We start from the raw sequence: 24,140 nt of genomic DNA, 5'->3' as shown, positions 1-24,140 counted from the left end.
GAAAAACGAACCCGTGTATCTTTTCCGTCAATCCTATCTAGTGCTCGCTAAGCACCTCGCGCATCGGACAATGGAGTAGCGATGAGCGCAGTTCTACCGAGGTCGCGACCGTCATTCCGGAACCGGATTTCCCAGGAACGGGTGGTCCTCTTCGTGGTCGTGGCCCTGTTCGTGGCCTTCAGCCTGACCCTCGACGGGTTCCTCAACGTCGACAACCTGGTCAACCTGGTGCGCAGCGTCTCCTCGCTGGGGATCTTCGGGGTGGCCATGGCGGTCGTGGTGATCGCCAGGGGGATGGACCTCTCCCTCATCGCGTCGATGGGCGTGGCCACCGCGGTCGCGATCCAGCTGATGCGCACCCCGGTCAGCACACCGGTCGCCCTGCTCGTCGGGCTCGGCATCGTCGTCATCATGGGGCTGCTCAACGGGTTCCTGATCGCCTTCGTCGAGATCCCGGCCCTGTTCGCGACGCTGGCCTCCGGCCTGCTGGTGTACGGTCTCGCCCGCACCACCGTCCTCGACGGACTGATCGCGGAGCTGCCGGGTGACCGCGAGTTCGTCCTGGCGCTGGGTCAGGGTACGGTCTTCGGGATCCCGGTCCCCATCATCGTGTTCGCGGTCGTCGCCGTGCTCGCCCAGCTGATGCTCTCCCGGACCCGAGGGGGACGCTTCATCTACGCGCACGGGGACAACGCCGGCGCGGCCGCGATCACCGGCATCGCGGTGCGGCCGCTGACCGTGTTCGAATACACGGCCAGCGCCGCGATCGGGTTCGTCGGCGGCCTGGTCACGGCGGGCGCGGTCGGCGGGCTCAACACCCAGGTCATCGACGGCTCGCTGATCTACGACGTCCTGCTCGTCGTGGTGGTCGGCGGGATCAGCCTCGTCGGCGGCCGCGGCAGCGTCGCGAGCGTGGTGGCAGGCACCGCGTTGATCGGGATCATGCTCAACGGCATGACGATCATGAACATGAACACCCACGAGCAGGACATCGTCAAGGGTCTCATCCTGCTGGCGGCGCTGGTGCTGGACAACCGGCTGCACCCGCGCGACGAAGAGACCGTTCGCCAGGGCGACTGACCGCCCCCGGACATCCACCGAAGGACAAGGAGGTCCTCCCATGCGTCCACTTCGCACTCGCGCGGTCCGCGCACTCGCACTCACCGCCGCCGCGATGCTGATCGCGACCGGCTGTTCCACCGGCACCAGGGCGAACTCGACGTCGGCCGCGGCAGGCCAGATCCCGCCGACGGCGTCCGCCGGCGAGCTCCGCAACCACGCCCTGCAGAGCATCGAGGGCAAGACCGTCGCGTTCGTCCCGGTGGGACTGGGCACTCCGCTGATGGAGGAGTGGAACCGGCAGATGGAGAGCGGCTTCAAGGCCGCCGGGCTGAACTACGTCCTGCGCGATCCCAACTGGGACACCGCGAAGCAGGCCGAAGCCGTGCAGTCGTTGATCAACGAGAAGCCCGCGGTGCTGGTGGTGCACAACTTCGACGTGCAGATCCTCGCCAAGCTCATCCAGCAGGCCGAGCAGGCCGGGATCTACGTCATCCAGATCAACATGGTGAGCAACTACAAGTCGGACGCCTTCGTCGGCGCCGACACCATCGACCTCGGCCGCCGGATCGCGACCGACATCGTCAGCGAGTGCGGCGCGCACACCCCCACCTCGCACGAGGTGCAGATCGTGCAGGGCGACGCGACCTCCGGGTTCACGCTCGACGTCATGGCGGGCGCGAAGGAGGTCTTCGACCAGCACCCAGAGATCAAGATCGTCTCCACGCAGGCGGCGAACTGGGACCGCACCAAGGCACACGACATCACCGCGACGGTGATCCAGCAGCACCCGAACCTGTGCGCCAGCTGGGGTTTCTGGGACCAGATGCAGTACGGATCGGCGGCGGCCATCAAGGAGGCCGGGAAGCTCGGGCAGGTCAAGGTGTTCACCTCCGACCACAGCTCGATCACCTGCGAGGGCATCCGCGACGGGATGTTCCACCAGTCCTACGGGTACTCGGTGCCGACGCAGGGCACGGACATCGTCGCCATCGCCAAGTACCTCCTGCAGTCCGGCCAGGCGCCCGGCACGGCCCGGATCGCCGACTACACGCCGCTGGTGAAGATCGACAAGTCCAACTGGAACCAGCCGAACATGTGTTACGACGGCAAGAGCGACGGGCTCACCGTCTCCTGACCCGCCGCCACCGAGAGGGACCGCCATGACGGCAAGTACGGAAGTCCGGCCCGTGCCCGCCCGGCGCCGGCCACCGGAGCGCAACGTTCTGGAGAACGAGAACCTGGGCACCCGGTTGCGGCACCTGCGATACCGGTTCTCCCCGCAGCAGGTGTTCGCCGAGCTCTTCGAGAAGCGGTGGATGGAACCCGCGATCCCGCTGGCGATCCTGGTCGGCGTGATCGTCTTCTTCTCCTTCGCCGCACCGGGTTTCGCCACCACGGCGAACCTGCTGTCCTCGGCGACCGAGCTCGCCGAGATCTCGCTCGTCTGCCTCGGCATGGCGATCGTGATGATCTCCGGCGGGATCGACCTGTCCGTCGGCTCGATGTTCGGGCTGTGCAACATCGTGGTGCTCCTGCTGATCACCGTCGTGGGTGTGCCCGTGGTGCCGGCGATCCTGCTGACGATCGTCGTCGGCGCGGTCCTCGGCTCGGTGAACGGGTCGATCGTGGCCTACCTCAAGGCGCGGCCGTTCCTCACCACGCTCGTCACGCTGATCATCTTCCGCGGTGTGCTCAACCTGCTGGACCTGCACTACTCGGCGCAGACCGCCACGGTGTTCCTGATGGACCCGGTGTGGGACTGGTTCAGCACGGGCAAGGTGGCCGGCATCCCGTTCAGCTTCGTCACGCTGCTCGTGGTGCTCGTCGCCGGTCACATCCTGCTCAGCCGGTCCCGGTTCGGCTGGCACGTCACCGCCGTGGGCGCGAGCAGGCGGGCCGCGCGGCACGCCGGCATCCGGGTGGAACGCGTCCTGCTGCTGGGTTACGTCATCTCCGGCGCGCTGTGCGCGCTCGCCGGTGTCTTCTACGCCGCGCGCCTGGGCAGTGCGAGCGCCCGCGTCGGCGAAGGCATGGAGCTCAGCGTGCTGACCGCGGTGATCCTCGGCGGCATCAGCCTGTCCGGCGGCAAGGGCACGGTGTGGCGGGCGTTCATCGGCGCGGCCACGATCAGCCTGCTCGGCAAGGGGCTGCTGCTGATGGACGTCGGCGGTGAGGTCCTGCAGACGGCGCTGGCCATCGTGCTGATCATCGCCGTCGGGCTCGACACCAAGTGGGGCAAGAACCGCGGCAAGGCGATCCAGAAGACCTACGTCAACCCGACGCTGGTCGAGTACGGCACCCCGCCGGACGTGCGGCGGGGCTCGGGCAGCCCGTACGAGGTCAACGACCGGCTCGGCGACGCCGAGGAGATCGGCCTCGGCGAGGTCGAGGGCCCCGAGGACGTCATCCTCGACGACCAGGGCCGGATCTACTGCGGCACCCGGCAGGGCTGGATCCTGCGGTTCTCCGGGGAGGGCTACCGCGAACGCGAGGTGTTCGCCCGCATCGGCGGGCATCCGCTCGGCCTGGCCTTCGACGCGGCGGGCAACCTGATCGTGTGCGTCGGCGGGATGGGCCTGTACTCGGTCTCGCCCGACGGCAAGCACCGCAAGCTCTCCGACGAGACCACCCGGACGTGGACCCGGTTGCGCGACGACTCCAGGCTGCGCCTGCCCGACGACCTCGACATCGCACCGGACGGCAAAATCTACTTCAGCGAGGCCACCAACCGGTTCGAGATGGCCGACTGGGTCCTCGACGGCATCGAGGGGCGGCCCAACGGTCGGCTGCTGTGCTACGACCCGGCCACGGGCAAGACCAGCACCGCGGTGCCGGACCTCGTCTTCCCCAACGGCGTGTGCTGCGCCCACGACGGCGAATCGGTGCTGATCGCCCAGACCTGGCTGTGCCGCATCCTGCGGTACTGGCACAGCGGCCCGAAGAAGGGCCGGCTGGAGGTGTTCATGGACAACTTCCCCGGGTACGTGGACAACATCAACCGCGCCTCCGGCGGCGCCTACTGGGTCGCGATCTGCGGCATGCGCTCCCCCGCCTACGACCTGGCGATGCGCATGCCGAAGTTCCGCCGCCGCATGATGAAGCGCATCCCCCGCGACGAATGGCTCTACCCGAGCATGAACCACGGCTGCGTGGTGCGGGTGTCGGAGCGGGGCGAGGTGCTCGACACCTACTGGGACCCGGGCGGGAAGAAGCACTCCACCATCACGTCGATGCGCGAGCACGACGGCTACCTGTACATCGGCGGGCTGGAGAACAACCGCATCGGCCGGATCAAGCTGCGCGAGGCGCCCGCCGCGGCCGCCGGCGAGGCCCGCGAGACGCACCACGCGTCGGTGAGCTGAGGAGGAACCGTGCCACGAGCAGAAGCGTGGGAACTGGTCAAGGAGTTCCTGTTCCCCGGCCGGTCCGGCGCCAGGGCCATCCCGCCGCTGGACGGCGGGCTCACCCCGAACGACGAGCTGGACCGCATCGAGGAGTCGATCGACGAGCTGCCCGAACCCGACGACATGGTGCGCGACGCGTTCGGCTCGCTCTACGTGACCACTGCCGACAAGGTGGTGCGGCGGTACGGGCTGAACTTCGCCCACCACGAGATCGCCGCCACCGTGCCCGGCGAGGCCGGCGCGATCACCGTCGACCGCGAAGGCGGGCTGCTGGTGTGCGTGGCGGGTCTCGGGCTCGTCCGCATCGACCAGGGTGGCGGCACCGAGGTCCTCGTCGACGCCGACGCCGACGGGGTGCCCACCCACTGCCTGACCGACGTCGTGGTGGCCGGCGACGGGACGATCTACCTCACCGACGGTTCGTCGCGCCACCACGGCGGGGACTGGGTCCGCGACCTGATGGAGCAGAACGCGCTGGGCCGGCTCCTGCGGCACGACCCGCGGACCGGGCGCACCACCGTGCTGGCCCGCGGCCTCGCCCATCCCAGCGGGGTGACGCTCACCGCGGACGAGAACTCGCTCGTCGTCAGCGAGGCGTGGTCGCACCGGCTCGTGCGGTACCCGCTGGCGGATCCGGGCCGGCCGGAGGTGCTGCGGGACAACCTGCCCGGCTACCCCGGCCGGATCAGCCCGGCCTCGGGCGGCGGGTACTGGCTCGCGGTGTTCGCGCTGCGCACCCAGCTGGTCGAGTTCGTGCTCACCCAGCGCGACTACGTCGAGGAGATGATGCGCACCATCGAACCGGATCTGTGGATCCGCCCCGCGTTGCGTGGCCTCGACTCCGGCCTGGAACCCTTGCAGGGCGGTCAGATCCGAAAGCTCGGCGTGATCAAACCGTGGGCGCCACCCCGGTCCTACGGGCTGGTGACCCGGCTGGACCCGGACGGCTACCCGGTCCGCGGCATGCACAGCCGCGGCGGCGGGCGGCGGCACGGGGTGACGTCGGTGAAGCAGTACGGCAACCGGTTGTTCGTCGCGGTCCGCGGCGCCGACGAGGTCCTGATCACGAGGGCGGGTGACGCGCGATGAGCCAGTCACTGGTGGAGCAGCTGGACATCGATCCGGCAGGCGACGGCACGCTGCTCGTCGACATGGCGAAGGTGACCAAGACCTACCGCGGGGTGCACGCCATCTCCGAGGTCGACTTCGACCTGCGCGCCGGCGAGGTGCACGCGCTGGTCGGCGAGAACGGCGCGGGCAAGTCGACGCTGTGCAAGATCCTCGCCGGCGCGGTGCAGCACTCGAGCGGGGTGGTGCGCATCAGCGGCGAGGAGGTCTCGTTCCGGCGGCCGCACGAAGCGCTCGACCACGGCATCGCGATGGTCTACCAGGAGACGAGCCTGGTGCCGACGATGACCGCGGCGCAGAACATCGAGCTCGGCCACGAAAAGCTGCTGACCCGCTTCCGCTCGCTCAACATCGGGGCCCAGCAGCTGCTGCAGTCGATGAACTTCCACGTCGATCCGACGGCCTACGTGTCCAACCTCGGCGCGGCGAAGAAGCAGATGGTGGAGATCGCGCGGGCGCTGCGGACCGGCGCCCGGATCGTCATCTTCGACGAGCCGACCGCGAGCCTGACCCCCGAGGAGACCCTGCACCTGTTCAACGTGATCGAGGACCTCCGCAACGCCGGCCTGGGCATCATCTACGTGTCCCACGCGCTGGAGGAATCGCTCGCGATCGCCAACCGCGTCACCGTCCTGCGCGACGGCAAGCGGGTGGCCTGCCTGGACGCGAAGCAGACGTCGCGGGACGAGATCGTCAAGTACATGGTGGGCAGGCCGCTCGACGGGGCGGCGCGGAACCGGCCCGCCGCGCGCGAGGGCCACGTCCGGCGCCGCCGAGTGCTGGAGGTCGAGAACCTGATCCTCGGCAACGTCGTGAAGAACATGTCGTTCTCGGCCTACGCCGGGGAGGTGCTCGGCATCGCCGGGCTGATCGGCAGCGGCCGGACGGAGACGGCGAAGATCGTCACCGGCGCACTGAAACGCAACCGGATCCACGGCGGGCGGGTGCTCCTCAACGGCAAACCGGTGCGCTACCGGGTGCCGAAGCAGGCGATCGACGACGGCATCGTCTACATCACCGAGGACCGCAAGCTCGACGGCTTCTTCGAGACGATGACCGTCGCCGACAACATCTACCTCGGTTACCTCGCCTCGCGCCGGGGCCGCAGGCAGTGGCTGTTGTCCGGCTCGCAGCGCAAGCGCATCGCCGGCGAGTGGTCGGCGAAGCTGCGCATCAAGGCGATCAACGCGGACGCGAAGATCATCGAGCTGTCCGGCGGGAACCAGCAGAAGGTCGTGGTCGGCAAGTCGCTGGTCGCCGAGCCCGAGGTGGTCATCTTCGACGAGCCCACGCGCGGCGTCGACGTCGGCGCCATCGACGAGATCCACCACCTGATCCGCACGCTCGCCGACGAGGGCAAGGCCGTTATCGTCATCTCCTCGTACCTGCCGGAGATCCTCGCCGTGTCCGACCGCATCCTGGTCACCAGGTTCGGCCGCGCGGTCGCGGAGTTCAGCCGCGCGGAGGCGACGCAGGAGAAGATCATGTACGCCGCGATCTACTGAGGCGGGGCGTAACCTTGGCAGGCACCGGCAACGGACGAAAGTCGGGTGGACAGGCGTGAAAGCAGCAGCGAGGAAGACCCGCCCCGCGCGGGGCGGGCAGGGCGACTGGCGCAATTTCGAGCCGCTCGACCTGACCCCCCTGCTGGCCGCGGCGCTCCAGGCGTTCTACGAGCGCGGGTTCTACGGCACGTCCGTGCGGGACATCGCCCGCAGGGTCGGCCAGACGGTGCCGTCGCTGTACTACCACCACGAGAACAAGGAGGGCGTGTTCGTCGCGCTGCTGGAGAAGGGCACGCTCGAGGTGGCGTGGCGGGCGCGGGCGGCGGTCGACGACGCCGGCGACCGCCCCGACCTGCAGTTCGTGAACATGATCGAGGCGGTCGTGCTGTACATGACGCACCGCGTCAAGCTGGCCACCCTGGACGTCGAACTGCGCTACCTGTCGGCCCCGAACCGCAAGCGCTACGCGGCCATCCGCAAGGAAGTGGAAGACCTGCTGGTCCGCGTCGTCACCGACGGCACGGTGCAGGGCATCTTCACGGTGGCGCAGCCCGCCGAGACGGCCCGCGCCCTGCTCGGCATGTGCCAGTCCATCGCGCGCTGGTACCACCCCACGGGCCCGATGACACCCGAAGAGGTCGCCCGGCGCTACGTCGACATCGCGTTGATGAGCGTGGGGGTCCACGAGCGCCCGAAGCACCTGGAGGGTGTTCCCGGCCGGTGAGGTCCACCGGCCGGGAACCCTCGTCATCCCGCCGACTCGGCCAGCTTCAGCACCTGCTCGAGGGTCAGCTCCATCGAGTCGATGTCGTCCTGCAACGGCACATCCCACTCGTCCTGGAGGTTCATGAACAACTCGGCTACCGCGAGCGAATCCAGGCCGAGTTCGGCCAGGGTGGCGCCGGGGTCGATCTGCTCCGGGTCGGCCGAGAACTTCTCGACCAGGGTCCGGGTCAACTGCTCGTAGCGTTCGGTCATCGCTTCCTCTCCTGGAACTGTGATCAAGCGTGGGTGGCGACCCGGCGGCCGGGCGCCGCGGGTTCCGGCGCTCCGGCGGCGTGCGGGGCGAGGCTGTAGGGCACGGCGGCCGGGAACCGCAGTGCCACCGAGCCCCACGTGAAGCCGGCGCCGAACGCGGCGAGAAGGGTGCGGTCGCCAGGGCCGGCAGCCCCGCGAAGCGCGGCGTCCGCGACAGCCAGTGGCACCGACGCGGCGGCCGTGTTCCCCAGTTCGCGCAGATTCCCCTGCTGCCGGCCGGGTGGAAGACCGAGGTGCTCGGCGACGCTGTCGAGGATCCGCTGGTTCGCCTGGTGGCCGATGAACACGTCGACCTCTTCGACCGACCAGCCCGCTCCGCTCAGCGCGGCCCTGGCGGTCGCGGTCATCCGGCGGACGGCGCTGGTGTAGAGCGCGCGCCCGTTCATCTTGACGTACAGCTCCTCGACCGGGCCCTGGCTCATCCGGAACGGCGACCTCGACCCGCCGGCCGGCACGTGGAAAACCTCCAGCCCGGTGCCGTCGCTGCCCAGCTGGATCGACTCGATCGCACCCGGGTCTCCTGGCGCCGCGGGGGCCACCACGACCGCCCCTGCCCCGTCGCCGAACAGGATCGCGGTGTCCCGGTCGTGCGGGTCGATCAACGTCGTCGTGTAGGTCTCCGCGGCGACGACGAGGACCTGCCGGTACGTTCCCGCCACGACGAGCGCATGGGCCAGGGAGAGCGCGTACACGAACCCCGAACAGGCGGCGGAGACGTCGACCGCGGCGATGTCCTTGAGGCCCAGGCGGTGCGCGATGTGCGGCGCGGTCGACGGGCACCGGTGATCCGGCGTGGTCGTAGCCAGGATCACCATGTCCGGGCGGACGTCGCCCCCCGTCACGAACCGGGCGGAGGCGAGGGCCGCGGCACCAGCGGCGACGCCGAGATCGCCGGTGCTCGTGTACTCGTCGGCCATCCGCCGCGCACTGATCCCGGTGCGCGTCCGGATCCACTCGTCACTCGAATCGAGCCCGTTGTCCTGGATCAACCTGTCGTTCGGCACGATGTCGGGCGGAAGGCTCATACCCAGCCCGATGAGACCGGAAGTAGTCATCACACACTCTCCTTGGCACGGGCGGCAGGGGCGGGGGTGGCGTCCAGCAGCCGAACGCCCGGCGCCCAGGTCAGCAACGCACTGCCCCACGTCATGCCGGCGCCGAACGCGACGAGGACCACCCGGGAGCCCGGCCGCAAACGTCCCCGGGCCACCGCCTCTGCGATCGCGTAGGGTGTGCATCCGGACCCGATGTTGCCGATGCGGTCGGCCACCACGATGAGCCGCTCCTGGTCGATCCCGTGCTCGGCGGCCACTGCCTTCAACAGCACCGGGTTCGCCTGGTGGCAGGCGAAAGCGTCGATTTCGTCCAGTTTCAGGTCGTTGTCGGCCAGCAGATCGTGCAGCAGCTGCGGGAACTTGGACCGGAAGAACTGGGTGACCGCCCTTCCGTCCATCCGGATGGTGTGCTCACGGCGTTCTACAGTGGACAGGCTGGCCGGAAGACGGCTACCGCCACCCGGCACCACGACGGCGTCCGCCAGGTCGCTCTCGGTGCCGAGACAGATCTCGTCGAACCCCGTCCCGTCGGGAACCGGTCCGAGCACCGTCGCGGCGGCACCGTCGCCGAAGATGACAGCGGTGGCACGGTCGTCCGGATCCAGGAACCGGGAGAACACCTCAACGCCGATCACGACCGCGTACCCACCCGTCGGGTTGTCCCGCAGCCAGTCGCGCGCGATCTTGACCGCGAACAGCCAGCCGGCGCAGGCCCCGTTGACGTCGAAGGACACCGCGTTGACCGCTCCCAGCGCGGCTTGCACCCGGCAGGCCGTCGCCGGGCTGGGCTCGTCGGCCGTCGTTGTCGCCACGACGAGCAGCGACACCTGCGCGGGGTCGAGCTCCGCGGCCGACAAGGCAGCCTCGGCAGCGGGTGTGGCCAGGTCCGAAGCGGCTTCCCCGGGTGCGGCGACGTGCCGGGTGAGCACTCCCGTCCGGCGTCCGACCCACTCCGCGTTCACACCGGGAGTGCGAGCGGCGACGTCCTCGTTCGTCCGCATCTCGCTCGGCAGGTACCGGCCCAGGCCGATGATCCCCACGTTCGTGTTCATGACTTCCCCTCCGTGCCCTTGCCGAACACCGCCCGGCCTGGCCCGTGCTCGAAGAAACTGCGCATCCCGATCTTCCGATCGGGCGCGTTGAAGGATTCGACGAAGTTCTGCAGTTCGACGGCGAGGCCGTCGTCCTGTCCGTACTCGAGCGCGGCTTTGGCCGCCCGCAGCCCCGTCGCGGAGCTGCCGGCGTAACGCGCTGCCCAGCTCTTCGCCTCGGTGAGCACTTCACCGTCGGGCACCACCAGATCGGCCAGCCCGATCTGCCCGGCTTCCGCGGCGGCGAGTGCCCGTCCCGAGTAGACGATCTCCTTGGCGCGTGGAAGACCGACCACAGCGGTCAGGCGCTGGGTGCCACCGCCGGTGGGGATGACCCCGAGCAGGATCTCGGGCAGTCCGATCACGCTGTTGTCCGCGCAGACCCGGAAGTCGGCGGCGAGCGCGAGCTCGCACCCTCCACCCACAGCCGCTCCACGGATGGCCGCGATCACGGGCACCGGTATGTGCGCCACCGACATCACCGCGTCCTGCATCGCCTTGGCGTGTTCCCGCGCATCCTCGTCGGCGAGCTGCTCGAGCTCGTGGATGTCGGCTCCGGCGGAGAACGCCTTCGGTCCTCCGTACAGAACGACGGCCTTGATGTCGAGTCTGCCTGCGATTTCCTCGGCCACCTTCCGCAGCGAGTTCAGCAACTCGAGGTTCAGGACGTTGAGCGGCGGCCGGTCCATCCGGACCGTGGCCACGGCACCCTCGACCGCCACGTCGACGTACACGGTGTTCTCCCTACTGTCGGTTCGCTTGGTCAGGACCACAGAAGACCCCCGTTGACCTCCAGGACGTGCCCGTTGACGTAGGAGCCCTCCGCACTGGCGAGGAACACGGCGGCGGCCGCGACCTCCGACGGCTCACCGGGACGGCCGGACACCATCATGCGTTCGTACCGGGAACGCAGCCGCTCGTCGTCGCGCAGGGGTTCGTACATCCCGGTGTTGACGAATCCAGGGGCGATGCAGTTCACGAGGATTCCCTTTTTCGCCAGCTCCACGGCGGATGCCCGGGTGAACATCTCGAGCGCGGCCTTCGAAGCCGAGTACGCGGCAGCGCCGGGCGCGACGCGTGTCGACATGCCGGCCGAGATGTTGATGATGCGCCCACCCCCGGCCGCCTCCATGCACGGAACCACGTACTTCGTGCAGTGGAAAGCGCCCGTCAGGTTGGTGTCCAGCACCTCTCGCCATTCTCGTTCTCCGAGGTCCACGATCTTGCCGTTGCGGCTGACTCCCGCGTTCGAGACGAGGATGTCCACGCGCCCGAACCGCCGCATCGCCGCGTCCATGAGCGACCGGACCGAGTCCGCCGAGCAGACGTCGACGGTGGTGACGCTCACCCGGTCGCCATGTGCCGCCCGGAGTTCGGCGAGAGGAGCTTCCCTCCGGGCAGCGCAGATGACGCTCGCTCCCTCTTGGAGAAATGCGCCCGCCATGGCGAGGCCGAGACCACGCGTGCCGCCGGTCACGATCGCCACGTTCCCGGCGAGCCTCCCTCTCCTCGCCCGGTCCCCGTTGGACTGGATCGCGGACGACGCGAGGGCCGTGCCGCTGTCACTACTCACCACTCAACCTCCGTTGTGCGTCGATGCCGCGAGCGAGAGGCTCGTCGCCTCCCGGTACGCGCCGAAATGAGTGCGCTCGTTTTCGGTGAGCCGGCGCGGCGTGCCGTACCGGAGGTCGACCGGGACGAGATCGGCCTCGCCCTCCAGGTAGCCGTACGCGTCGTCCCGGACGAGGTAGGCGAAGCGCACGACAGCCGCCTTGATGTCCGTCACCCAGGTTTCCACCGTGATCGGTTCCGTCCGGTAGCACAACGGCCGGAGGTAGGTCATGGACTGCCGGGTGACCACACTGCCGCGCGCCAGATCCTGTGCCTCGTACCGGGGCAACAGCCGGTGGATCAGTTCCAGCCGGCATTCTCCGAGGTACCGCAGGTAGGACGTGTCGGCTACATGTCCCAAGGAGTCCAAATCGGACCACCGCATCGCGCAGTGGTACCGGAATCTGCTCATGACCCCACTTCCTTCACCGCTCTTCGTGCTCGTGCACGCTGCGGCCAATCACGGCGCACCCGCATTTCGTCGATCAGCCGGGTCGCCGCGCGGCTCGCGGTGGCGTTGCGCCGGCGACGCGGGTAGTCGCACCACGTGTCCAGCCACGGCCGCGGCAGCCCCGATCGGCGCAGTACGACGGGAAGTGCGTAGTGGGCTTGCACGTCGCCCACTTCGCACACACCGCCCTCGCCTGCCCGGTACAAGTCACCCGAGCGCGCCAGCGTCGCCCGGAACGCCTGCTCGAATTCCGGACGCCGGTCCTGCTCGGCTATGAGCTGGCCTGCCGACATCCGCCACTGACCGAACTGCCTGGACTGGCCACGCTCGACGAGCGCGAGCGCCGTGCGCCAGCCGGGCGCGGTCGCGTCCGCGAGATGCGACCGGGCCAGCACCACCAGGCCGGCTGCCAGGACGAGACCCCGGGCGACGACCGAGGGCCACGACTGGTCGGTTGTGTGGAACAGACCGCTGGGCCACCACTCACGAGGTGGACGGCGGGTCAACCGGATTCGGTCGGGCATCCCGCTGCCACCACAGGCGGTCGCGATCTCCTGCGCGTGCAAGAGGTTGTTCCTGCTGATCGCATCGAGACCACGAGCCCTGACGGGACCGGCCTCGTCCTGCTGGGTCCGGGCCACGAACGACATCAGGCACAGGTCGTCCACCAGAGCGGTCCAGATTTGCGCCGGCTCTGCATCGGGCCGGGCTTCCGCACGGGACGAGTGACCTGTTCGCCGTCCGTGAGCCGCGCCCACGGAACCGACTTCCACGAAGATCCTCTCCGCATAGGGGCCAGCTGATCCGCCTCGTACTTCCGTAGTAACAGGACGATTCGCGTGACCGTGCCACCTACGTCATCCATGTAAGCGGCGATCAACACGGCACGCCAGTGTTCCGGCGCAGTCGGATGTTGAACGTGTTGAACGGAAGGGCGGCGGCCAAGGATTGGCCCCTGCCTGTCGCATCTCGATCGGCGATATGAAGGTGTACGAGCCGTCACGGGCGCGGTGTCCGCCAGTGGGAGGCGTGCAGGATGTCACGGGATCCGAACGAAAAGTTGCGGCAGCTGCTGGCGGTGGCCGACTGGACGCGGGAAGGCCTGGCACGGGCCGTCAACGCCGTCGCCGCCGAATCCGGCCGGACACTGACCTACGACCGGACCTCGGTCTCGCACTGGCTGCGGGGAGCGACACCAAGGGGAGAAACGCCCTTGTACATCGCCGAAGCCCTCTCGCGACGGCTGGGGCGGGTCGTCACCCCGGACGAAGCCGGCTTCACGGGTCCGGCGACTCGAAAGAGCACCACCGGCACGGACGCTTTCGCCGCGCTCCGGCACCTCGCCCGGGCGGACCTCTCCTCGATCTGGACCGGATCCCAGGAGAGACGCATCTACCGGCGAACGGACCTCGAAGTACCCGGCTGGCCGGACGGGCTGCCCGGCTACTCCACTCCAGACCGGCTTCCACCGGCAGGTGAGGCCCTCGGGACCATGATCTCCACCTTCGAATCGGTCGATCGCCGCTTCGGCGGCGGCCACGCGCGCGTGGCACTCGTCGCCTACCTGGCCGAGGACGTCGTCGACGTCGCGGGCCGCGCAACCCCGGGTAGGACCCGCCGAGCATTGTGCGCGGCCGCCGCCACTGCCTGCGACCTCGCGGGGTTCATGTCTTTCGACAGCCATTTCCACGGTCTCGCACTGGCCTACTTCCGCATCGCCGTGCGGCTGGCGATCGAGTCCGGCGACCCGGCTCTCTACGCGGCCATCCTGCGGAACATCAGTCTCCAGGCGTGGACGCTGGGCGATGCCGGAAACGCGAACCGGCTAGCGGAAGCCGCTCTCGCGGTGGGCGAGCGCGCCGTGCGGCGGGACCAGCTGGCGGAATTCCTGGGCCACGCGGCCATCACCCGTGCCGCGTCGAACCGCAGGGCCGACGCGCGCGACGCGCTGGCCGCGGCCGAACACGTCCTCTCCGGAACCGGAACCGACAGCGCGACCTTCACGTATCAGCGGGCCATCGTGCTGGAATACGCCGGTGAGCTTGCCGCATCGCAGCGCGCACTAGCGGTTTCGGTGAAGCAACGCGCTGCGGCCGAGCGCCGCTCACGCGCGCTGACCACCGCGCGGCTGGCCGGCCTGCGGATCCGGACTGGACAGATCGACAAGGCGCAGGAGGCCGTTCGCGAGCTGCTGGACGATCACGTCTGGCTGACCTCGGCCCGGGTGGACGCCGCACTCGACGACCTGATCCGGCAGCTCTCGAGGTTCCGGGGTCGGCCATCGTCCGACCTGCTGCTGCTCGAGCTGCGACAGCGCCGTCGTCAACCGGCGGCGTTCACGTTGGAAGGTGGAAACGACGATGCCGTCCGGGCCTGATCTGGCCGCTGTCATCACGCTCATCGACGAGCACGCCGACAAAAGGCTCTCCGTACCGGAGCTCGCGAGGTACGCACGGGTGAGCGTGCGCTGGCTCCAGCGGCGGTTCCAGGAGGAGCTCGGTGTCTCGCCCAACGCCTACATCCGGCTGACCCGGCTGCGGCGAATCCACGAAGACCTCCTCGCCGGAGATCCGGAAGCGGGCTGCACGGTCGAGGCGGTGACCAGCCGCTGGGGCGTGCGTCACTGCGGGCGCTTCGCCGCCTGGTACCGCAGCCACTACGACGAGCTCCCCTCGGCCACGTTGCACCGGCGCTGACGGGTCGTGCGATGCGGCGGCCACCGGCGCTGTCGGCTGAGCAGCGCGAGCGCGGTGGGCCAGACGGGCTTCACCGTCGAGCAGCGCCTCCGGCAAGTGCAGAACCTCCGCCAGCCATCTCCTCCAGTAGGGCCGCGGTATCCGTTTGCCGCGCTCCCACCGCGCGACCTGCTCGCGGGTGATCGCGGAATTACCCGAAATCCGGAGAAGTTCGGCCGCCAACGTGTACTGGCTGTACCCCATGCGCAGTCGAGCGGCCCGGATCAGCGATCCGGCAGCGGTGCGCGGGTCCCGGATTTCCGTCGTGTGGAGTTGGGTGGTCACCACACCAAGTTAGGAACGTGACAAGACCATACCTATTCACTTGCCGCCAGGTTCTTGTCCACTTTCCGCCAACGAGGTCAGCGCGGCTCGCCGCTTCGTCTCCGACGGGAGTTCGCCGAACCTCTCTCGGTAGAGGCGCGCGAAACGTCCGAAATTCGACACCCCTTCCCGTGATGCGATCTGGGTCACGGTCTCGTTGCCGGACCGGCCGGCGCGAGCCAGTTCCGTGTGCACCCGCCGCAATCGAACGTCGCTCACGTACCTCATCGGGGACACACCCAGTTGTTCGCGGAAGGCACGTTGCAGGGACCGTTCGCTCACCCCGGCGAACGCGGCCAGTTCGGCCGCGGAGGCCGGCAAGGACGGAACCTGTTCGATGTAGTCCGTCACCTTACGCACGACTCTCGACGCCACCGGTGCTTCGGCCCGTGTGAGCTCGTGGGAGTAGGTGTGCGGCTGGGCGTAGACGACGGCGGTGGTGAGCAACTGCTCGACCGCCGTGAGGACGCCCTGCTGCATCAGGAGCGAGTTTCCCGCGCTCAAGCCCTCGGCGATGCCGTGGGTGAGATCCCGGATCTGCTTGCCCGTCCCGCTTCGGAGGTCGACGAAGGGGTCGAACCGCGGCGGCGACCCGATCTGCCGGTGGATGAGCGACTCGACCCTCGCCATCACGACATCTCGCGGCAACTTCACCATAAGCTGCCCGCAACCCCGCTCCCACACCATGTCCAGCTCGTCGTCCGGGGAGACCAGCGCGGCCGTTCCCGGTGCGATCACCCGGCTCTGCCCGCCCGTGTTGACCAGGCAACGTCCGGTGTGGGGAATCAGCAGGACGTAGAAGGTCTCCAGCGGTCCGGGGATGACGTGGACGTCCTCCGCTCCGTAGCTGACGTAGTGCAGGGACGCCTTCCCTACCGGCGCGACGTGGTGGCGCGCCTCGAACCCGCTGGCGCGACGATCCAGCGGCACCAGGCGATGGGATCGCATCATCCGGGCGGTCTTGTCCCGGGATTCGTCGACCCTCGTGGTGTGGTAGTACTCGAATCGCTTGAGTGGCAACTCATCCATCGGTTCCTCGCAGGCGTGAACCACCTGATCTCGTGGATCCACGCTGACCCCCAGGAACGACGGTACCGAGCGATCAGCCGCACCGCGACGCGCCCGGGCGATCCACTCGGGGTGTCGGGAACAGTTCACCTGTTCGGCCGACAACAGCGAACTGCTGGCCCCTACCCGGTAGTGCGGATTTTTCTGCATCCTGAGTCTGCCGGGGAGACAAATACCAGCAGTACCAAGAAACTGGGGGAACAGTGAGCAAGGGATTGATCACGCTCGTCAACCCGAATCTGGTGCACCCGCCGATCACACCGTACGCACTGGACATCCTGACGACCTCGCTGGAGGACGCCGGATTCGACGTCGAAGTCCTGGATCTCACGTTCTCGCGGACGAACTGGACGGAGGTCGTGGACGAGTACTTCGGTCGCAGGCAGCCGATGCTGATCGGAGTCACCATCCGCAACACCGACACGATCTACCCCCAGGAACAACGCGTTTTCCTCGGCTCCCACAAGGAGATCATCGACCGCGTGCGCGCCCGCACGGGTTCACCTGTCGTGGCAGGGGGTGTCGGCTTCTCGTCGATGCCCTACGCGCTGGTCGATTACCTCGGAATCGACTACGGCGTCAAGGGGCCAGGAGAAGTCACGCTGGTGCAACTCGCCGAAGCCCTCGCAGGCGGGAGGCGACCGGAAACCGTCCCCGGCCTGATCGTCAACCACGGCGCAGCGGGTGTGCACCGCGTCCCCCACCCGGATCCTGTCGTCGCGGCCGGCCGGGTACCGCTTGTCCAGCGGGTCACGCCTTACCGCCGGCATTCCGGCCGCCCCGACCGCGTCGACAACCTCACCTATTTCCGTCGCGGCGGACTGGGCAACATCCTCACCAAGAACGGATGCGCCTTCGCCTGCACGCACTGCGTCGAGCCGGATGCCAAGGGCAACCGGTTCGCCCGCCGGACGGAGACCGCGGTGGTGGACGAGATGGAGACCCTGCTGGCTCAGGGCATTCACGACTTGCACACGACCGACAGCGAGTTCAACCTGAACATCGCGCACAGCAAGGCCGTCCTGCGGGAGATCGTGCGGCGCAGGTCGCGGGACTCCTCCTCGCCGTTGCATGACCTGCGCTTGTGGGTCTACGTCCAGCCGGCTCCCTTCGACGCCGAGTACGCGGCGCTGCTCGCGGAAGCCGGGTGCGCGGGCATCAACGTCGCCCCGGACCATTCGCGGCCCGAACTGCTCGACGGCTGGAAGGTGAGCTCGGGTGGCACCCGGTTCTACACCTTCGAAGACGTCCGGAACGTGTGCCGCTGGGCCTCCGAGCACGGCATCGCCACGATGGTCGAGGCGCTGCTCGGCATGCCCGGTGAAACTCCGGAGACGATGCTGGCGTGCGTCGACGACTTCCAGTCCCTGGACGCGACGGTTGTCGGTTACACGCTCGGTATCCGGGTGTTCCCGTACTCACCGCTGGGACGCGAGCTGGCTGCCGCGAGCGGCGGCGAGGTGGCGGTGCCCGGCCTGCAGTCCAACGACGCCGAGGAGCCGATCGTGCTGACTCCGCTGGGGGACAGTGCGGACACGGTGAGCTATGAACGACAGTTCATGTTCGACCGCCAGGGCCGGTTCCGGCCCGTCTACTACTTCTCGCCACACCTCCTCGGCGAGGACGAGCGGGGCCCCGGCCAGCGGTACGACCACGCGCTGGCGCTGTTGTGGGAGCGCGTCCCGCAGCGTGACCGGCTCCGGGTCATGCTCCCGACCCGTCCCGGTCTCAGCCCGGAGGACAACAACTACGCGGACAACCCGTTCCTCCTGCGGCTGACCGAACTGGGCTACACCGGGGCGTACTGGTCCCACTGGCCCAAGCGGTACGAGATCATGGAGGGGGTGCCCGCGTGACGGAACCGCGTCGCGTGGTCGCTCGTTGTAGGCCTCGTGGACCCGGTCGAGACCGTGATCGCGTGGGGGATTCCCGGCGGGACGTTGCTGCTGGTCGCCGTGGGGACCGTCGAGCTGATCCGCAAGAAGCGGGGCAAGCGGACCGGCACGCCGCTGGCTGCCACGTACGCCGATGAGGTGACGGCCATGTTCTACGGCACCAAGCGCCTCGAACTGGAGCACCGCGACTCGATGTCGATGATGCGTGAGGAGGACGCCCAGGGCGCTCCCCCGGCGCTCGACCTCGAGCGGGGTGTCATCCGCCTGCGGCGGCACTAGGGCTCACCGCCGCGGGACTGGGCTCACCACGGCGGGACTGGCGCACACCACGGCGGGACCGGAGCTCGCTACCGCGGGACTGGGGCTCACCGCCGCCGGGCCTGGGGCTGGCCGCGGCGGAACTGGAGCTCGCTACCGCGGGACTAGGGCTCAGCGCCGCGGGGCTGGGGCTCGCTACCGCGGGACTGGGGATCACCGCCGCAGGAGGTGTTCGCCCGCCAGGTGGATCGCCTCGCGCTTCGTGCGGCCCGGGTGGTCGGCGGCGATGAAGTGCCTGCCGATGGCGAGCGCGAATGCGAGCGTGCTGCGTGCCTCGATCTCGTCCGGGTCGGTCAGGAAACTGCCGAACACCCCGCGCAGGAAGTCCATCCGCTCGTTGTCGATCCGCCGCAGCCGCTCGGCGACCGCGGCGTCGTGGCGGGCCCACGCGCGCACCGCCAGGTCGATCCGGTGCAGGTCCTCGCTGAAGCTCAGCTGCCCCACCCGCCGGAACTGCTCGACCACGTCGTCACCGGCCACCGCGGCGAGGATTTCCCCGGTGCACCGGCGTTCCCACTCGTCGAGCATCTCGGCCAGCAACGCGGGACGGCCGTCGAAGTGGCCGTAGAACCCGCCCTTCGTCACGCCGAGCCGGGCGGCCAGCACCTCGACGCGGACCGCGTCCGGCCCGCCCTCGGAAAGCGCTTCCAGGCCGGCCTCGATCCAGCGGGCACGTGTCGTGCGGGCGACGGCGGGAATCTGGCACCTCCAGCGTTTTCGTGTACGGTACCGTACAAATGAACCATACGGCACCGTACAAAAGAGGTGGCCCATGCCCCGACTGGCCGAATCCGCCCACACCGGGCACCCGTGGCGGATTCACGAGTTCACCGGCGACTTCGCGGTCGAGGACGTGTGGTCGTTCCGCACACCCGGCGCCGGCCCGGGCGACTTCCCGGCGATGCTCGCCGCGATGCGCACGGCGGGCAGCCTCACGCACCAGCCGCGAGCGGTGCGGTTCCTGTTCGCCCTGCGCTGGCGGATCGGCGCGCTCCTGGGCTGGGACACGCCCGCCGCGGGAGTCGGCCGCCGCGTCGCCTCGCTGCGCGACCGCCTGCCCGCCGACCTCCGCGACGCCCCTCGCGGCCCGGACAGCGACGGGATGCCGCTCAAGGCGGTCTACGAGACGGGCACGGAAGCCGCGCGCGAGCTGGCGAACAAGACCGTCCACACGGTGATGCACCTCGGCTGGACCCGCGGCGGGAACGGCGACCACGAGCTGCGGATGGCGGTGCTCGTCAAGCCCAACGGCTGGTTCGGCCGGCTCTACCTGACCGTGATCGCCCCGTTCCGATACCTCGTGGTCTACCCGGCGCTGACGCGGCAGTGGGAGCGCGCGTGGCTGGCTCGGTGACGCGCCTGCGCTGGGCGAGCGGGATCATGGTCGCCCTCGGCGCGGGACACCTGGCCCTCATCGGAACCCTCGCCTGGACCGACTTCGCCGGCTGGGTGGACCGCGGGGTGTGGGCGGCCGTCCCGCTGCTGGACGAGACCCGGAACGGCCTCGCCTTCTGGGCCGGCCCCGGGAGTTTCGGCGTCCCGCTGGTGCTCCTCGGTTGCCTGACCTGGCACCTGGCCGGCCGGGGGACACCGCCACCCGCCTGGCTAGGCTGGGCCGTCGCGGCCTGGTGCGCGGTCGGCGGGCTGCTGCTCGTGCCGTCGCCGTTCGTCGCCGGAGTCGTCGCGGGCGCGCTCATCGTCGCGGCGGCGCGCGAGGTCACCCCTCGGCCAGGGCCTCCTCGCGCGTAGTGCACAGCCGCACGATCGCGTCGGCCCCGGTGATCTCCAGCGGCCGCCGGGTGAAGCCCGATCCGACCACCACGTGCACCTTCCCCGGCGCCTCGGTGCCCGCGGCCAGCACGACCGCGATCCCCGCCGAGGCCAGGAAGCTCACCTCGCTCAGGTCGATCACCAGGCGCCGCGGGCACGCGCGCGCCGCGGGCAGGGCGACGGCCTCGAACGCGGGCGCGGTCAGGTGGTCGAGTTCGCCTGCGACGCGCACCAGCGTCGCGCCGGGCAGGTGCTCCACGTGCACGTCCACGTGCGCGACGGGCTCGTTCGGCTGGAAGGAGGACACCGTTCGATCTAACCGCGACCGGCCGACCGCGCAAAGCCGGTCTTGCGTCCGGCGAACCCGTGTGGCCTAATATGGCATCAAGTGCCAAAATGGTGTCCCTCATCGGCGAGGCGGAGTGGCGAGATGTCCAACGGTTGGTTCGAGACGGTGGCCGAAGCTCAGCGGCGGGCCAGGAAACGGCTGCCGAAGTCGGTCTACGGCGCACTGGTGGCGGGTTCCGAACGCGGGATCACGGTCGACGACAACATCGCGGCGTTCGCCGAACTCGGCTTCGCCCCGCACGTCGCCGGGCTGTCCGACAAGCGCGAACTGGGCACCACCGTGATGGGCCAGCCGATCTCGCTGCCCGTCGTCATCTCTCCCACCGGCGTTCAGGCCGTGCACCCCGACGGCGAGGTGGCCGTCGCCCGCGCCGCGGCCGCGCGCGGCACCGCGATGGGTCTCAGCTCGTTCGCCAGCAAGTCCATCGAGGAGGTCGCGGCGGCCAACCCGCAGACCTTTTTCCAGATGTACTGGGTCGGCAGCCGGGACGTGCTCGTGCAGCGCATGGAGCGCGCCAGGGCCGCCGGCGCGGTCGGGCTGATCATGACGCTGGACTGGTCGTTCTCCACCGGCCGCGACTGGGGCAGCCCGGTCATCCCGGAGAAGCTGGACCTGAAGGCGATGATGCGGTTCGCGCCGGAAGGCATCACGCGGCCGAAGTGGCTGTGGGACTTCGCGAAGACACGCAAGCTTCCCGACCTGACCACCCCGAACCTGACCCCGCCGGGCGGCACGGCCCCGACGTTCTTCGGCGCCTACGGCGAGTGGATGCAGACGCCGCTGCCGACGTGGGAGGACGTCGCGTGGCTGCGGGAGCAGTGGGGCGGGCCGTTCATGCTCAAGGGCGTCATGCGGGTGGACGACGCCAAGCGGGCCGTGGACGCCGGCGTCACCGCGATCTCGGTGTCCAACCACGGCGGCAACAACCTCGACGGCACCCCGGCCCCGATCCGCGCGCTGCCCGCGATCGCGGACGCCGTGGGCGGCGACGTCGAGGTGCTGCTGGACGGCGGCATCCGGCGCGGCAGCGACGTCGTCAAGGCGATCGCCCTCGGCGCGAAGGCCGTGCTCATCGGCCGCGCGTACCTGTGGGGCCTGGCGGCGAACGGGCAGGCCGGGGTGGAGAACGTGCTGGACATCCTCCGCGGCGGCATCGACTCGGCCGTCCTGGGCCTCGGCAAGACGTCGATCCACGACCTCACCCGCGACGACGTGGTGATTCCGCCTGGCTTCGAGCGCGCCCTCGGCGTGCCGAAGAGCTGAGCCACCCCGGCGGCGGGCTTCGAGCGGACGAGCCCGCCGCCGGGGTTTCCAACGACGGCGGCCGGTAACGGAACGAGCGCGCCCGCGACTACCGGACGTACCCGTTCAGCCGCATCGCCCGGAGGAAACCCGGGCTTAGCCTGGATCCGCGACACACCGGTCGGCACTCGCGGTTCCGCGACGCGTTGCCGGTACTTTCACCGGACAGGGGAATCGAGGATGGATCACCGATGAGCTCTTCCATCGACAAGGGTTCCGACGCCGTCCGTGAGGTGCCGATCGCCGCTCCGGCCGACCGCGCCGAGTACCGGCGGTACCGCCTCGACCAAGTGCAACGGGAGCTCCCCCCGAACGCGGGCAAGGACCTCCGCAAGTGGATCAGCGACATCGAGAGCAAGCGGCTGGCGCAGGAACAGGGCGAGGGCTAACCGGCTTCCAGCCGTTCCCGGCCGGTGCCGGTCAGCAACCGGATCAGCGTGTTCATCCGCTCGTCGTCGTGCTCGTCGATGATCGAGCCCTGGCCCTGCACATTGGTCGAGAGAACGATGACCCCGGCCTGGAACTTCCGCGACTCCGACCCCACCCGGATCGGCACCGCCAGTGATTTCTTCCACCGGTCCCGCGGGCCGTTCGGCCCGGACTGCAGCTCGACGACACCGTTGCAGAAGGCCCGAACGGCGAGGAACTCGCTGTCGACGTCGATCTCCTCGTTCCGCATCGTCTGGTGGTCGAGCCAGGTGCCGGTCGAGGACGCCCACAGCTGAAGTCCCCGGCAGTGCGACGAAGGCTTCCAGCGCACCCACAGTTCGAGCTTGAGCCGCTCCCTGGCCCCGATCATGACGGCCGCGGTCTTCTGTATCCGGTCCAGAGCGCGTTTGAGCTCGTTGTGATCCTTGCGCTGGGCGTTCACGGTCGGCTTACCGGAGGCGTTCGAGCGGTCGCCGATCCAGCGCTTCCACCAGTCGGCGAGCCGGATGCCGTACTGGGACAGCTGGTAGGCGGCGTCCTCGTGCCCGCCGCGGGCGCACTCACTGGCGATGGCGAGTTCCTTGACGAACTGCGGCGCCTGCGAGTAGAAGTCCGGCGCCACCACCTGGACGCGGAACAGTTCGCACCGGCGCCGCTGCGCGTAGATGAGGTCGTCGTAGGTCTGCGGGTGGTTGCCGTACGCCCCGGGCGAGCCCCGGTAGTTCTGGCGTGGGAAGAGCGCCCACCGCCGGTGTCCCGCCGCCTTCGTCTTCCACAGTGCCCGCATGAGCGGGGCGTCCTCCAGGCTGGATCCGAGGATCAGCAGATCGTTGCGCTCCAGCATGCCGGTGAGGACCGCGCTGCTGCCCGCCTCTGTCCGGAGGTAGTCCACCTCGTCGAGCACGATGTCCTCGGCCACCGCGGCGTTGCGCTCCGGCAGGATCACCCCGTGCAGGTGCACCACCGGCAGGACGCCGCGGATCTCCTCCAGGAGACGACTCACCGCCTGCTCGTCGAGCGCGTGGTCCAGTGGCAGCACACGTGACTGGACCAGTTCGGCCGTCGCGGAGTCGCTGCTCGCGTCGCGCAGGCCGTTTTCGAGGTACTGGTCGTAGTTGGTGGTCACGATGGCGACTTCGTGACCGGAGGCGAGCTTCTCCTTGCAGAACTGCCCGATCGCGGCGGTGTAGTCGCCGCCCCGCCAGCGCGCCTCCTGGTAGAGCGCCCGGCGCAGGAGGTTCGCGACCACCCGCGACGCCGCGTCCGGCTCGGCGCGCTGGAAGTACTCGTTGGCGATGGAAGCTTGTTTCGGCAGGTCGAAGGTCTCTGCGATGGCTGCACTCGGTTCGGACCGCTCTCCCAGCTCTCCGAACAGCAGCTTGACCATGCTGCTCCAGCTGTGGCCGCTCTCGGTGATCGTGACACCGGCGCCGACGTAGATCACCAGGTGTTCCGACGCGGCGATCTCCTCGATCAACCGGATGGTCCGGGGCTGGTGGAAGAACGGCTCGCGGCTTCGTCCGGGCATCCTGCCGTCGGGCTCCATCCGTGCACCTCCGCACACCTTTCCCGACGAGTCGCCCGCTTCTTGAACTGCGTTACACC

At 69.2% G+C, this 24,140-nt stretch carries 25 protein-coding genes and 1 pseudogene; 14 read left to right on the top strand and 12 right to left on the bottom strand.

The window, feature by feature from the left end; genetic code table 11:
- Window positions 1-141 precede the first annotated feature (141 nt).
- Genes ABZ193_RS04460 through ABZ193_RS04435 form a run of 6 tightly spaced genes read left to right on the top strand, consistent with a single transcriptional unit; the run spans window position 142 to window position 7,823 of the window.
- The gene (locus ABZ193_RS04460; protein ID WP_237338572.1) at window positions 142-1,080 is read left to right on the top strand and encodes an ABC transporter permease; all 939 of its coding nucleotides are present in this window, start codon (window positions 142-144) and stop codon (window positions 1,078-1,080) included.
- Window positions 1,081-1,120: 40 nt separating this feature from the next.
- Window positions 1,121-2,197, top strand: coding sequence for a sugar ABC transporter substrate-binding protein (locus ABZ193_RS04455; protein WP_345075052.1), 1,077 nt, complete (start codon window positions 1,121-1,123; stop codon window positions 2,195-2,197).
- Window positions 2,198-2,222: 25 nt separating this feature from the next.
- Window positions 2,223-4,424, top strand: a complete 2,202-nt coding sequence (locus ABZ193_RS04450; RefSeq protein WP_354708874.1) for an SMP-30/gluconolactonase/LRE family protein — start codon at window positions 2,223-2,225, stop codon at window positions 4,422-4,424.
- A gap of 9 nt (window positions 4,425-4,433) precedes the next feature.
- Window positions 4,434-5,555 carry an SMP-30/gluconolactonase/LRE family protein gene (locus ABZ193_RS04445; protein WP_354708872.1) on the top strand — a complete coding sequence of 374 codons (1,122 nt, stop codon included), beginning with the start codon at window positions 4,434-4,436 and terminating at the stop codon, window positions 5,553-5,555.
- Window positions 5,552-7,099 carry a sugar ABC transporter ATP-binding protein gene (locus tag ABZ193_RS04440; protein ID WP_354708870.1) on the top strand — a complete coding sequence of 516 codons (1,548 nt, stop codon included), beginning with the start codon at window positions 5,552-5,554 and terminating at the stop codon, window positions 7,097-7,099. The genes ABZ193_RS04445 and ABZ193_RS04440 overlap by 4 nt, the downstream gene beginning before the upstream one ends.
- A gap of 55 nt (window positions 7,100-7,154) precedes the next feature.
- On the top strand, window positions 7,155-7,823 hold the full coding sequence (locus ABZ193_RS04435; protein ID WP_237339123.1) for a TetR/AcrR family transcriptional regulator: 669 nt from the start codon (window positions 7,155-7,157) through the stop codon (window positions 7,821-7,823).
- 23 nt (window positions 7,824-7,846) lie between these two features.
- Here the strand turns inward: ABZ193_RS04435 and ABZ193_RS04430 are convergent, their stop codons facing one another.
- From ABZ193_RS04430 to ABZ193_RS04400, 7 genes are read right to left on the bottom strand one after another with little or no spacing between them, the layout of a single operon-like run.
- Window positions 7,847-8,077: a phosphopantetheine-binding protein gene (locus ABZ193_RS04430; protein WP_020418907.1), complete on the bottom strand. Its 231-nt coding sequence runs from the start codon at window positions 8,075-8,077 to the stop codon at window positions 7,847-7,849.
- Window positions 8,078-8,100: 23 nt separating this feature from the next.
- A complete protein-coding gene (locus ABZ193_RS04425; RefSeq protein WP_237339122.1) occupies window positions 8,101-9,192 on the bottom strand; it encodes a beta-ketoacyl-ACP synthase 3 in 1,092 nt (363 codons plus the stop codon).
- Entirely contained in the window at window positions 9,192-10,244 is a 1,053-nt protein-coding gene (locus ABZ193_RS04420; RefSeq protein WP_020418905.1) for a ketoacyl-ACP synthase III, read from the bottom strand. The genes ABZ193_RS04425 and ABZ193_RS04420 overlap by 1 nt, the downstream gene beginning before the upstream one ends.
- Window positions 10,241-11,017: an enoyl-CoA hydratase/isomerase family protein gene (locus tag ABZ193_RS04415; RefSeq protein ID WP_354708868.1), complete on the bottom strand. Its 777-nt coding sequence runs from the start codon at window positions 11,015-11,017 to the stop codon at window positions 10,241-10,243. The genes ABZ193_RS04420 and ABZ193_RS04415 overlap by 4 nt, the downstream gene beginning before the upstream one ends.
- Before the next feature lie 29 nt (window positions 11,018-11,046).
- Window positions 11,047-11,856: an SDR family oxidoreductase gene (locus tag ABZ193_RS04410; protein WP_354708867.1), complete on the bottom strand. Its 810-nt coding sequence runs from the start codon at window positions 11,854-11,856 to the stop codon at window positions 11,047-11,049.
- Between the two features lie 3 nt (window positions 11,857-11,859).
- Entirely contained in the window at window positions 11,860-12,306 is a 447-nt protein-coding gene (locus ABZ193_RS04405) for a thioesterase family protein (protein WP_237339120.1), read from the bottom strand.
- Window positions 12,303-13,013 carry a hypothetical protein gene (locus ABZ193_RS04400; protein ID WP_354708865.1) on the bottom strand — a complete coding sequence of 237 codons (711 nt, stop codon included), beginning with the start codon at window positions 13,011-13,013 and terminating at the stop codon, window positions 12,303-12,305. Before ABZ193_RS04400 ends, ABZ193_RS04405 begins: the two co-directional genes overlap by 4 nt.
- 368 nt (window positions 13,014-13,381) lie before the next feature.
- On the opposite strand from ABZ193_RS04400, the gene ABZ193_RS04395 reads away from it, so the two are divergent.
- The gene (locus ABZ193_RS04395) at window positions 13,382-14,722 is read left to right on the top strand and encodes a hypothetical protein (RefSeq protein ID WP_354708864.1); all 1,341 of its coding nucleotides are present in this window, start codon (window positions 13,382-13,384) and stop codon (window positions 14,720-14,722) included.
- Window positions 14,706-15,041, top strand: coding sequence for a helix-turn-helix transcriptional regulator (locus ABZ193_RS04390; RefSeq protein WP_020418899.1), 336 nt, complete (start codon window positions 14,706-14,708; stop codon window positions 15,039-15,041). The genes ABZ193_RS04395 and ABZ193_RS04390 overlap by 17 nt, the downstream gene beginning before the upstream one ends.
- A gap of 144 nt (window positions 15,042-15,185) precedes the next feature.
- Here ABZ193_RS04390 and ABZ193_RS04385 read toward each other — a convergent pair.
- A pseudogene (locus ABZ193_RS04385) lies at window positions 15,186-15,365 on the bottom strand (hypothetical protein); the annotation flags it as partial.
- Between the two features lie 36 nt (window positions 15,366-15,401).
- Window positions 15,402-16,622: an AraC family transcriptional regulator gene (locus ABZ193_RS04380; protein ID WP_084506109.1), complete on the bottom strand. Its 1,221-nt coding sequence runs from the start codon at window positions 16,620-16,622 to the stop codon at window positions 15,402-15,404.
- 53 nt (window positions 16,623-16,675) lie between these two features.
- On the opposite strand from ABZ193_RS04380, the gene tsrT reads away from it, so the two are divergent.
- Together tsrT and ABZ193_RS04370 are read left to right on the top strand one after the other, a co-directional pair.
- Window positions 16,676-18,328 (top strand): tryptophan 2-C-methyltransferase, encoded by a 1,653-nt coding sequence (gene tsrT, locus ABZ193_RS04375; protein WP_020418897.1) that lies wholly within the window; start codon window positions 16,676-16,678, stop codon window positions 18,326-18,328.
- 36 nt (window positions 18,329-18,364) lie between these two features.
- Entirely contained in the window at window positions 18,365-18,646 is a 282-nt protein-coding gene (locus ABZ193_RS04370; RefSeq protein WP_237339117.1) for a DUF6191 domain-containing protein, read from the top strand.
- 192 nt (window positions 18,647-18,838) lie between these two features.
- Here ABZ193_RS04370 and ABZ193_RS04365 read toward each other — a convergent pair whose 3' ends face one another.
- Window positions 18,839-19,291 carry a TetR family transcriptional regulator gene (locus ABZ193_RS04365; RefSeq protein WP_237339116.1) on the bottom strand — a complete coding sequence of 151 codons (453 nt, stop codon included), beginning with the start codon at window positions 19,289-19,291 and terminating at the stop codon, window positions 18,839-18,841.
- A gap of 166 nt (window positions 19,292-19,457) precedes the next feature.
- Between ABZ193_RS04365 and ABZ193_RS04360 the strand changes: the two genes are divergently transcribed.
- Window positions 19,458-20,039, top strand: a complete 582-nt coding sequence (locus ABZ193_RS04360) for a DUF2867 domain-containing protein (protein ID WP_237339115.1) — start codon at window positions 19,458-19,460, stop codon at window positions 20,037-20,039.
- Window positions 20,024-20,434 carry a DUF6463 family protein gene (locus ABZ193_RS04355; RefSeq protein WP_237339114.1) on the top strand — a complete coding sequence of 137 codons (411 nt, stop codon included), beginning with the start codon at window positions 20,024-20,026 and terminating at the stop codon, window positions 20,432-20,434. The genes ABZ193_RS04360 and ABZ193_RS04355 overlap by 16 nt, the downstream gene beginning before the upstream one ends.
- Here the strand turns inward: ABZ193_RS04355 and ABZ193_RS04350 are convergent.
- Window positions 20,403-20,762, bottom strand: coding sequence for an STAS domain-containing protein (locus ABZ193_RS04350; protein WP_020418892.1), 360 nt, complete (start codon window positions 20,760-20,762; stop codon window positions 20,403-20,405). The two genes, ABZ193_RS04355 and ABZ193_RS04350, sit on opposite strands and share 32 nt — an antisense overlap.
- A 123-nt stretch (window positions 20,763-20,885) precedes the next feature.
- Here ABZ193_RS04350 and mftD point away from each other — a divergent pair, with 123 nt between their 5' ends.
- Both mftD and ABZ193_RS04340 read left to right on the top strand, forming a co-directional pair.
- Window positions 20,886-22,067: a pre-mycofactocin synthase MftD gene (gene mftD, locus ABZ193_RS04345; protein ID WP_020418891.1), complete on the top strand. Its 1,182-nt coding sequence runs from the start codon at window positions 20,886-20,888 to the stop codon at window positions 22,065-22,067.
- A 230-nt stretch (window positions 22,068-22,297) separates the two neighbouring features.
- Window positions 22,298-22,495, top strand: a complete 198-nt coding sequence (locus ABZ193_RS04340) for a hypothetical protein (RefSeq protein ID WP_237339113.1) — start codon at window positions 22,298-22,300, stop codon at window positions 22,493-22,495.
- On the opposite strand, the gene ABZ193_RS04335 is transcribed toward ABZ193_RS04340, so the two are convergent.
- Window positions 22,492-24,063 (bottom strand): SIR2 family protein, encoded by a 1,572-nt coding sequence (locus ABZ193_RS04335; RefSeq protein WP_237339112.1) that lies wholly within the window; start codon window positions 24,061-24,063, stop codon window positions 22,492-22,494. The genes ABZ193_RS04340 and ABZ193_RS04335 overlap by 4 nt on opposite strands.
- Window positions 24,064-24,140: the final 77 nt, after the last annotated feature.

This window comes from Amycolatopsis sp. NPDC006125 (genome assembly GCF_040614195.1).
Classification (GTDB): Bacteria; Actinomycetota; Actinomycetes; order Mycobacteriales; family Pseudonocardiaceae; genus Amycolatopsis_E; species Amycolatopsis_E tucumanensis.
This window is presented reverse-complemented; position numbering and strand designations above follow the sequence as displayed.